Source organism: Streptomyces microflavus (genome assembly GCF_014650075.1).
Taxonomy (GTDB): Bacteria; Actinomycetota; Actinomycetes; order Streptomycetales; family Streptomycetaceae; genus Streptomyces; species Streptomyces microflavus.
On sequence record NZ_BMUG01000003.1, the window covers coordinates 336,400 to 346,400 of the forward strand.

Annotated in this window: 5 protein-coding genes; 1 reads left to right on the forward strand and 4 read right to left on the reverse strand. The window is 74.9% G+C overall.

Annotated elements, in window-relative coordinates; translation table 11 throughout:
* The first annotated feature begins 85 nt into the window (after window positions 1-85).
* On the forward strand, window positions 86-1,204 hold the full coding sequence (locus IE264_RS10505; RefSeq protein WP_078657447.1) for an NADH:flavin oxidoreductase: 1,119 nt from the start codon (window positions 86-88) through the stop codon (window positions 1,202-1,204).
* A gap of 76 nt (window positions 1,205-1,280) precedes the next feature.
* Here IE264_RS10505 and IE264_RS10510 read toward each other — a convergent pair whose 3' ends face one another.
* The 4 genes from IE264_RS10510 to IE264_RS10525 all read right to left on the reverse strand — a co-directional run bounded on the left by IE264_RS10510 (window position 1,281) and on the right by IE264_RS10525 (window position 9,938).
* Window positions 1,281-1,841, reverse strand: a complete 561-nt coding sequence (locus tag IE264_RS10510) for a hypothetical protein (RefSeq protein WP_015612746.1) — start codon at window positions 1,839-1,841, stop codon at window positions 1,281-1,283.
* Window positions 1,842-1,906: 65 nt separating this feature from the next.
* Window positions 1,907-5,938: a CHAT domain-containing protein gene (locus IE264_RS10515; protein WP_051821809.1), complete on the reverse strand. Its 4,032-nt coding sequence runs from the start codon at window positions 5,936-5,938 to the stop codon at window positions 1,907-1,909.
* Window positions 5,935-9,294: a protein kinase domain-containing protein gene (locus IE264_RS10520; protein ID WP_190167620.1), complete on the reverse strand. Its 3,360-nt coding sequence runs from the start codon at window positions 9,292-9,294 to the stop codon at window positions 5,935-5,937. Before IE264_RS10520 ends, IE264_RS10515 begins: the two co-directional genes overlap by 4 nt.
* Before the next feature lie 89 nt (window positions 9,295-9,383).
* Window positions 9,384-9,938, reverse strand: a complete 555-nt coding sequence (locus tag IE264_RS10525; protein ID WP_158706525.1) for an FHA domain-containing protein — start codon at window positions 9,936-9,938, stop codon at window positions 9,384-9,386.
* Between the last annotated feature and the right edge of the window lie 63 nt (window positions 9,939-10,001).

Consider the following 10,001-nt stretch of genomic DNA (forward strand, 5'->3'; position numbering starts at 1 on the left):
CATCGGCGTGAGGCCGGAATGCTCTCGGTCCACCGAGGCGTTGGCGAGGGGTGGTGCACCCCTCAGCCGATGAACAGGAATTGATGTGACCGACCTCGAAACCGGCCGTGCGGCGGCGACTCTCTCCCGCCCCTTCACGGTCCGCGGACTCACTTCGCGCAACCGGATCGCGATGGCTCCCATGACCCGCCAGTTCTCCCCCGACGGGGTCCCCGGCCGGGACGTGGCGGACTACTACACCCGCCGGGCCGCCGGTGGTGTGGGGCTGATCATCACCGAGGGCACCTACATCGACCACGACTCCGCCGGTACCAGCGACCGGGTCCCGCGCTTCCACGGCGAGGACGCGTTCGCGGGCTGGGCCGACGTCGTGGACTCCGTGCACGGGGCGGGCGGCACGATCGTCCCGCAGCTGTGGCATGTGGGCGTCACCCGCACCGAGGGCGCGCCCCCGGTGGCGGACGCGGAGCCGGTGGGGCCCTCGGGCGTCTCCCTGACGGGCGAGCCCAAGGGGCGCGCCATGACGCAGAAGGACCTCGACGACGTCATCGCCGCGTTCGCCGACGCGGCGGCCGCCGCCGAGCGTCTCGGCTTCGACGGCGTCGAACTGCACGGGGCCCACGGCTACTTGATCGACCAGTTCCTGTGGGCGGGCAGCAACCGCCGTACCGACGCCTACGGTGGTGACCCCGTCGCCCGTACCCGGTTCGCGGCCGAGATCGTCGCGGCCTGCCGCGCCGCCGTCTCCGACTCCTTCCCCCTCTTCTTCCGCATGTCCCAGTGGAAGATGAACGCCTACGAGGCCAAGCTCGCACGGACCCCCGCCGAACTGGACGCCCTGCTCACGCCGTTGGCGGAGGCCGGGGTCGACGTCTTCCACGCCTCCACCCGCCGCTACTGGCTCCCGGAGTTCGACGACTCCGACCTGAACCTCGCCGGCTGGGTGAAGAAGATCAGTGGCAGGCCGACGGTCACCGTCGGATCGGTCGGCCTGGACGGTGACTTCTTCAGCGCCTTCGCGGGCAACGGCTCGGGCGTCACCGGCGTCGACCAGCTGCTGGACCGGATGGAGCGCGACGAGTTCGACCTGGTCGCGGTCGGCCGCGCGCTGATCGCCGACCCGGAATGGGCGGCCAAGACCCTGCACGGGCGGACCGGGGACATCACGCCGTTCGACGCGGAGATGCTCAAGACGCTGCGCTGAGCGCGGGCGACCGGCGCGGGCGGGTCCGCATCCGGAGCGCGGAGCCCGCCCGTGCCCCCTGGCGCCGGAGGCGCGGTCAGCCGTGGGACGGGCCGGTCACGTCCAGGTCCGCGCGCATCGTCGCCCGCATCCGGGTCAGGAACTGCCAGACCCTCCTCACCTCGGACCGTACGGCGTCGATGTCGTCGCCCTCGCGCGGTGTGCCGCGGGTGAGGCGGGCCAGGCATCCGTAGACCGAGCCGAGGGCCGCGTTGACCGTGCGCAGCTCGGCCAGCACCGTGTCCGGCACGACCATCTGGGCTTCGGCGTACTGCCTCCCGTACTCGGCGCGGGCCGCGTCGACCTCCGCAAGGGACTCCCGAGGGTCCTCGGCGCCGTGCCTCAGCACATGGGCGTGGTCGCTGAGGGTGGCCAGGTAGTGGCGGCCCGCGGCGTTGAACGCCGCGTAACAGGCCTTGCGTTCCTGGAGCCCCGACTGCCTCTGCTCGACGGCCAGTCCGGCCAGTCGGCTCTGTTCGATGCGCTGCCACTCCTCGCGGCGTGCCGCCGCTCCGCTGCGGTGGGTCAGCCACGCCGAACCCAGGGTGCCGCCCACCCCCACCACCGCCGCGAGAAGGCCTACGACCGTCGCGTCCACTCGGTTCCCCCGCTCGTCGTGCTGTACATGCCGCCGTCCGGACACCGGGCCGGAGGCAAGGTCCGTCAGTGCCCCTGGCAGGCGAACGCCGCCCACACCTCCAGCGCCGCCGGGTCGCCGTCGTTGAGGATGTCCGCCACCGCCGGCGGCATGCCCCCGGGCACCTCGCGACCGGGGTCCAGCAGCCACAACTGCGCCTCGCGCAGCGCCCGTACGGGTGGGGAGCCGGCGCGCAGACGGTCGTGGAAGACATACATCATCAGCCCGGTGAGGCCGTCGGGGACCTCCCAGCGCGAACCGACGACCCCGGTGGCGCCCGCGGCGAGGAAGGCCGTGGAGAGGGTGAGGCTCTCGTCGAAGTCACCGGCCGTGTGGTCGCTGACGCAGGCGTCGAGGACCACCAGGCCGCCGGGGGCGGCGGCCGGGCGGCCCCGGGCCTGGCGGAGGATCTCGCGGACCGTCAGCTGCCCGTCCGGCTGCTGTTCGCCGGGCGGCGCGAGGGACAGGCACGCGTCCAGCGGTGAGCTGCCCGAAGGCCGTGCGTGGCAGGCCAGATGGAGGACCGAGGCCCCGGGGCCCGTCCGGCTCGGCAGCGCCGTCAGCACCTCTGCGGGGGTGCCGGGACCGGAGGCGCCGCGCACCCGGCCGAGCAGCAGGCCGCGCGGGTAGAGGGCGCTGCGGATCTGCCGGGCCTCGGTGGTGGCGCCGGGCAGAGTCCCGTCCGGATTGCCGACGATCACCGCACCGGCATCGAGCGGCAGCCGGGGGCGGCCCAGCACCTCGTGCAGCTGACGGGCGGATGCCGCGTACGACAGGGTCATGCGCTCCACGGCGCGCACCGGCCGGCCGCCGTGCCGCAAGCCGCTGCTGAGCAGCGCCGCATGCCAGGGGATCCCGCCCAGGACACCGAACGGGACGAGGACCAGCCGAGGCTGCGGCCCGGCCGCGCGGAGCAGGGGGGAGCGTGCGAGCGGGGCCATCACGACCGCACCGGCCCAGTCGCACAACTCCTCCAGCGCGGAGCGCCAACGGGCGTGCGCCGCCGTGTGGACCTCGGGGTCGTCGGTGCGGTCCAGGACGTCCTGGCGGTGACGGTGCGCCTCCCGGTAGGCCTCCAGGACATCCAGGCCGTCCTTGCGCATCAGGCCGAAGCCGACCGTCGCGACCTCACCCTCGCGGGTGACGACGACCGCGGTGCCGCCGCTGCCGCCACCGCCGCCGGGCGGCAGGAGGTAGACGAGCGCGTCGGCGTCGGCCCGGCGCAGCGCGGCCCCGATCTCGCCGGGCGCGGGCGGGGCCATCAGGGCGGAGCCCGCTCGCGACCGGGCCAGCGCGGTGAGCACCCGCTGCCGCAGGTCGTCCGGGAGCGGCAGCTCCGCCCCCTCGCCGAGACCGCCCAGCAGTGAGCCCGGACCGTCGAGCAGCGCCGCCAGATCGGTCACGACCGGGGCGCGGGCGCCGCCCTCCCACTCCTCGGCGAGATCCTCCCGGCCCGCCTCGCGCAGCAGGGCAGGCACGTCGGCCGTGGTCGTCGACGCGTGCAGCACCTGGCCGCGCCCCAGCTCCATGGCCTCCACGGCACCCGCCAGATCGCCGTCCGCCAGGCACCAGCGGGCGATCTGCAACGCCCGGTCGGCGGCGCTGCGGGCCATCTGGAGCGCCGGTTCCGCGGCGACCTGGAGCAGGACGACCGTTGCCGCCTCGCGCAGCCCCGCCACCCCCGTCCGCCGGGCGTTCTCGCGGTCCCCGGGGGCCTCACGGGCCCGCAGGGCGTCCGCCAGTACGTTGGTGAGGAGGGTGCCGACAGGGGAGGGCGCCCGGCCTTCGAGACGTCCGAGGGCGGTACGGGCCACCTCGACCGCCCGGTCCGCGTCGGCGGGGGCGCGCGCGTGGAGGAAGCGGGCGTAGAAGACGTTCGCGTACAGCCCCGCCGCCCTGAGCCCCTCCTGGCTGTCCGGCGCCACCGTGTCGATGACCTCCCGCAGCATCTTCTCCGCCGACTCGACCCCCCGCCTGTTGAACGGCGAGACCGCGGTCATCAGCACCGCCCCGGCCGTCCTCAGCAGCAGCCTGCTCCGTTCGGGGTGGTCCTCGGGCAGCGCGTCCACCGACTCCGTCATCAGGACGAGCCCCTCCAGGCGCTCCTGCCAAGTGCCGCCGAAGAACGAGACCACCAGCAGCATGAGCCCCAGGTCCGCCTCCAGCGGCAGGAGTTCAGGTGCGTCCTCGTCGCAGGATTCCTGCAGGCGGCGCATCGTCGCGACGGCCGCCAACATCCCCGCCTTCGAGCCCCCGGTGAAGGCGAGCATGAACTGGAGCCCTGCCAGGGCCTGTTCGAGCAGGACCCGGTTGCGTACGACGAGATGCAGGTCCGCGGTGACACGGGGGTCGACGCCGTCGAGCACGGCGGTGACCTCCCTCATGTAACGGGTGGCGGTCGTCAGGTCCTGGAGGTCGCCGCCCGTCTGATAGCGCCGGTAGAGGGCGATGGCCAGGTTCTGCAGGTACACCACCCGGTTCACGTCGTCGACCGCGGTCTGCCGGAACGCCGCGGTGAGGTGGCGGATCGACGCGTCGAGATCGTCCGAGGAGTTGGAGAGCGCGTGGCGCTGGCTGAGGGCCGCGGCGTACGCCCCGTGGGCCTGCGAGCCGAACCCCGGGGTGTCCGAGGGCACCTTCATCATCTCGTTGAGCAGCGCGATCGTCCGGTCGACGCCTTCGAGGTCGGTCGGGGAGCGGTCGTCCCGCACGATGGTGGCGTGGGCGAGCTGGTTCAGCAGGTCGCCGCGCATCGGGTCGTCGGGCGGGCAGAGGTCGACGGCCCGCTCCAGATGGAGCAGAGCCTCCTCGTTGTCGTACGCCGTCGGGTCGAAGTCGTGGCAGCGGTTCAGCAGGCACCCCAGGACGGCATGGCCCGGCAGGCGCAGCTCGTCGTCCTCGGCCAGCCCGGCGAGCGCCTCCCGCAGCAGGACCGTGGCCTCCTCGTTCTCCGCCGTCGGCATGTAGCGGGACCCCGACTGCCCGACCCGCTCCGCCAGCGCCGCGCCCAGCAGCGCCGCCACCCGGGGCAGGTGCGGGCTCCCGGCGTCGAGCAGGCGGTACAGCTCGCGCAGGCGCGCGAGGTACGCCGGGCGTTCCTCGGGCCGCACGCCGCCCTCACGTTCGCGGTAGACGTCGACCAGGTGCCCGCAGGCGAAGATCCGGGTCGGATGCCCGTCCGGAACGGTCGCGGCCAGCAACTCCAGGTGCCGCTCCGCCTGTTCGGCATCGGCCGGATCGTCGGACGCCTGCAGGAGGGTGACCAGGCGTACCCGGGCCTCGATCTCCAGCTGGTCCGCTTCGTCGACCCAGGAGCCCGCACCGGCCTCGGCGGGCTCCCAGCCCGGCGGGCGCAACTCGTCGAGCACCGCCCCCAGCAGGGCCGCCGCCCCGCCCAGGTCGTCGGGCGCACGATCGCGGTCGTAGCGGTCGGCGAGCGCACAGCCGTAGGCGACGAGCAGGCCGGGGTGGGGGGCCTCGTCGAGCAGGGGCACGCCTTCGTCGAAGGCGAGGACGGCCTCGTCCAGGTCGTCGTCGCGGGCGTCGGCGCCGCCCACCGCGTGCGGGCCCTCCCCCTCGCCCTCGCCGTCGTCCTCGGCATCATCGCCCTCGAATCGGTCGTGCAGCAGCAGACCGTGGCGTACGCAGGCGGTGGCGTACGCCGGGGTGTCCTGCGGCAGGGTGGCCCGGGCGAGGGCGAGCAGCCCGGCCGCAGTACTCCGTACGCCGAGCCGGTCGCTGACGCCGTAGGCCTCCGCCTGACCCGCCGAAGCCTGCCAGTACCCCACCGACAGGGTGAGACCCAGCAGGAACCGGGCGCGGGCCAGCGCCGCCGGATCGGCCCCCGCCGCCTCGTCCTCCAGCAGGTCGCGGGCGCGCAGCAGCACCTCACGGCACCGCTGCCAGGCGTTGCCCGCGTCCTCGGGCCGCTCCTGGGCGTCGTGGTGCTCCAGCAACTGCTCGGCGTGGTCAAGCAGTTCGGCGGGCCCGGCCCCGGGCGGCGGCTCCGGCGGGCCGGCCGGGGGAGGCGGGGCGGTCCCGTAGTCCTGGGCGGTCATCGCGCGGCCCGCCGCGAACGGTGTGCGGCGAAGCCACCCGCGTACAGGCTCAACGGCAGGGCCAGGAGCAGCGCCGCCCAGAACGCGCCGTGTCCCCAGGTGGCGGCGAACTCCGCGAACAGCTGCGGGGTCACGGGGAGGCTCACCGAGCGCGCGGGCTGCACCGGCGGCGGCCAGAAACCGAGCACCATGACCACGACGGCGGTCGATCTGAGCATCCGGCGGGCCCCTTGAGGGGAGAAGAGCGCGGCGACCACGCAGACGGCCGCGCAGGCGAGGACGTACTGCGACTGGTACGCGGCGCCCTGCTGGCCGGTGCCCCACGAGGCGAGCGTGGGGTGTTCCCCGGTGTGCGCGACGCGGATCTCGACCACGGCCCACAACAGCGTGACCAGCGCGAGGAGGGCGGCCACAGCGAACAGGAGACGGTCCAGCAGGCCCGGCCGGCCGGTGCGCCACCGCTCCGGGTTCTGGTACGGACGCCGGGGCAGACCCATCCGGGCGCGGCGCTGCTCCGCACGCTCGCGGCGGAGGCCGGCCTGCTCCGTCTCGGCGACCCTGGCCGTCTGCAACTGCCGGGCGGCCAGGGCCAGCAGCAGGCCGGCCGGCACCACGAGCGCGAAGGCCGCCAGACCGTTCCAGCTCTGCCAGCCGCCCAGAAGGTCCCGCAGGCGCTCGACCACCCAGTCCGGCGCGTGCAGCGGGGTGAGCGGCGGAAGGTCCGGGCGCGCGTAGCCGACCCAGGCCACGAGAGCCGCCGCGGCCACGAACATCCGCGCGGAGGCCCTGGCCGGGGCGGCCGCGAAAGCCACGGCACCGGCCAGGGCCACCGCACACAGATCCGCCTGCGCCCGGGCGGCCGCGTCGGCGGCGCGTGCGAGCGGGACGACGTTCCCCTCCTCCGAGGACAGCAGTGCCCAGCCGCCGCCCATGTCCAGGACGGCCCGCACCAGCGCGCCCGACCAGATCAGCAGCCAGAACGCGGCGAACAGCACGGCCCCGGCGGCCAGCCGCCGCACCAGCGGCCGCCACGAGGCCGACCACCGCTCCCCGAGGGTGATCTCGTGGTCCTGCCCGATCGCGTCGGCGCGCAGCGCCCGGGGCAGCAGCACCGCCGCCGCGACGAGCGCCGCCCGGCCCCGCACCGTACGGACGTCGCCGTGCGCCGCCCCCCGGTGCAGCGCGGCCCACCGCCGCAGGAACGCGGCATCGGGCGATCGGCGGCCCAGCACCGCGCCCACCCGGTGCAGCAGCGCCCGCAGCAGGGCCAGGAGCACGACCACAGCGGCTGGAGCCTTGGCCACGAGCGAGGCAGGCAGGCCTGGCAGCCCGGTGAGGGGCAGCAGGACCTGCCGGCGCTGCTCGGGGTGGACGATCAACGCGGCGGCCACACCGTAGGTGGCGTCCGTCTCGCGCTGGTCGAGTTCGCCGTCGGCACTCCCGCGACGCCGCAGGGAACGGGCGCGGCCACGCACCGCATCGACCGTGTCGGCCAGTTCCGCGGCCAGGGCGAGCAGCACCGCGCAGGCGCCCTCGTCGCAGCCGGAGTGGTAGCAGCGGAAGCGGGACGCGACGGCCGGGACGTTCGCCCCGAGCAGTTCGTCGACGAACGCGACCGAGCCCTGCCCCTGGGCGATCCGGGCGATCCCCTCCGCGTCCACCCGCCTGCCCCGGTACTGCGGGGTCGCGGTCGGCGCGAACACGGCGACGAAGGAGAGCGCCGCGAGCGCGGCGCGCACGGGCCGGTCCCGGCCGCTCCGGAGGGCCAGCAGCTGGCTGTCGTCGTACGAGGTGTCCTGGAGGTCGTCGCGCAGCCAGGCCGCGAGGCGCGGGCCGCCGTCCCCCTGCAGCCAGTCGGCGGCCTCCTGCGAGTGCCGGGCCATCTCCGCCGCGAGGTTCTCGGCCTCGTGGTGGGCGACCCCGCGGAAGGAGATGGGACGGTGGGCATGGCGGGCGGCGGCCGACGGCTGGTCCACCGGGCCCGGAGGCCGGACCACGGGCGGATCCTCGCCCTTCAGCCAGCGGCGGACCTCGGGTGCCGTCCAGCGGTCGTCGGGGTCCTTGGTGAGCAGCCCCTGGAGCAGCAGGTTCTGCCGTACGTCCGTGACGGCGGACAGGTCGACCTCGTTGTTGAGGATCAGTCCCCTGGTCCAGGCCTCGTCGGTGATCAGGGCGTCGTCGCCCAGGACGTAGAGCGGGCGGCCGGTGAACACCTGGTACAGGATCAGGCCGAGGGTCCACCACGGGGTGGCCTTGAGGTTCTGGTGGACGATCTGCTCGGGCGCCATGTAGAGGGCGGTGATCTGGAAGTCGCGGTAGCTCTGGCTGGCCGTGAACCGCGCGATGCCGCCGAAGTCCGCGACGACGAACTCGTGCGGGCCCGCGCTCCGCCGGACGAGGATGTTGGCGGGCTTGAGGTCCAGCGGGTTGCGGTCGATGCGGGTCTGCCAGAAGTCCAGCAGATCGGCCAGCTCCCGGACGGTCCGCTCGGTCTGCTTCCGGTCCTGACGCGGCTTCCCGTCGCGCAGCCGCCGCGACAGCAGGTCCTCGAACGTCTCGGGCAGGTACTCCATCGCCACCCAGCCGCAGACCGAGGGGCCGACCGCGACATCGCCGAACTCATGGATGCGGGGCGTGTGCCGGCTGAACTCCGGGGTCGCCAGGTGCTCGAGGGTGTCCATGTCCATGGACTGGCCGGGGTGTGCGATCTTCACCGCCGCGTTGCTCCCGTCGGCGAGCCGCCGTACGTGCCACACGGTGCCCTCGCTCCCGGCTCCGGCGATGTTGTAGGGCTCGTAGCGGTCGAGGAGGCCCTGGGGGAATTCGGCGCGGGCCCGGTTCCCGCTCTCGCGACGGGTCGGCGGATCACTGTGCCGGGAACCGCCCGAGGGCGTCGGCGCCTGGGCGTGCTGGTGGCGGGTGGGAGGACTGGGCGGCGGTCCGGCGGCGGCCTTCTTGGCGCCGGACCGCTGGGCGCGGGTGGGCGGACTCGCGGGCGGGGAGTCCTGGCGCGGTAACGGAACCGGGTCGCCCTGGGATACGGAGTCCTGGCGCGGTAACGGAACCGGGTCGCCCTGGGATACGGAGTCCTGGCGCGGTAACGGAACCGGGTCGCCCTGGGATACGGAGTCCTGGCGCTGGACGCGGGTCGGCGGGCTTGGCGGGGCGGCGTCGGGCGTCGGGTCGGGCGTCTGCTTGCGTGTCGGGGAGCTCGGGGGTGTGGCGGCTTGGGGCTGGACGCGCGTAGGCGGGCTCGCCGGCGTGCGCCGGGAGTCCTGCTTGCGCGTCGCTGGGCTCGGGGGTCTGTTCGGCGGTTGGGCGTCGTTCGCCGGTCCGTCGGTCGCGTTGTCGGCCATGCGGGTCCTCGAAGGGGGCTGTTGCCCGGCTCGGTGCCGGGCGTCCTGCGGCTGGGGAGGGTTCTGCGGGCGCGGTGGGGACGTACGGCTCAGAGCGGTGCGCCGTACTCGTCCAGTTCGACGACGGTCACGTCCACGCCCTCGGGGTCGTCGGCCAGCCGGAGGCGGTGGCCGCCGGGCCAGAGCTGGGCGGGGCGGCTGATGCGGAGGCCGTCGACGTAGGTGCCGTTGACCGAGTCGGTGTCGGCGACGTAGAGGCGGCCCGCGTGCCAGTACAGCTCGGCGTGCGCCCGGGAGACCTGGTCGAGGGCGGCCAGACCTGGCACATGGGCGCAGTCGGGGGCCTCCCGGCCCAGCCGGGTGGGGTCCTGGCCGGCGCCGCGCACCGGGATCAGGGCGCCGGCCAGCACGAGCGCCAGGCAGGGGGCGGCGGGGGAGGGGGCCGGGGTGGGGTGGGGGCGAGTCAGGTCGGCCGGCGGCGCGGCCGGGGTCGGGCGTGGCCGACGGGCGCCGGCGGGGGCGGCGGCCTCCGGCCGGTCCCGCCGCTCGGTGTCCGAGGTCCGCAAGGCGTCCGAGGCCCGCACGGCATCGGCCGTCCGGTGCCGCAGGGGGTCCGAGGCCCGCACGGCGTCTGTTGTCCGCACGGCATCGGCCGTCCGGTCCGGCTCTCCCGTTCCCTCCGGCCCCCGTGTCCCCTCGGCCCCCTC